Below are 397 nucleotides of genomic sequence, written 5' to 3'. Positions count from 1 at the left end.
CGCCAGGCTGGCAGGTGCCTTGTCGCGGAAGGCGGACTCGGCGTCGTCCTCCCAGACGCCGGCGGCCAGCACCACCACGTGCACCATGTCGCCGTAGGAGTCGTTGCAGGCCAGGATGTCGCCGGGCACCTTGTGCGCCGCAGGGCCGGCTGACGGCCAGGGCTGGAAGACCACCCACCAGCCCTCGCCGTCCTGGTCGGGGAACAGGTAGCCGCTGGCCGGCTGCAGCGCGCGGCCGTTCAGTCCGCGGCCGCCGTAGCCCTCCACGGCACCGGCTGCCGCGGCGAACTTGACCCTGCCACGGTCCTCGGGCGACTCATCCCACCGCATCCTGCGCTCCCGGCTCTCCACACTTTCCCTGAGTTAATGAAAGGTCCGGAGGGGCCCGTCCGGGGCG

The 397-nt window shown here is 72.0% G+C and carries 1 protein-coding gene; it reads right to left on the bottom strand.

The genetic code is table 11. From position 1 onward, the window contains the following. The coding region (locus tag AC1DKD_RS42350) for a hypothetical protein (RefSeq protein ID WP_477144883.1) at positions 1 to 330 on the bottom strand (330 nt) is incomplete at its 3' end. Positions 331 to 397 lie beyond the last annotated feature (67 nt).

Source organism: Cupriavidus sp. 05T313 (assembly GCF_056396665.1).
The sequence above is the reverse complement of the archived record's forward strand: the minus strand, read 5'-3'. Positions and strand labels throughout refer to the sequence as shown.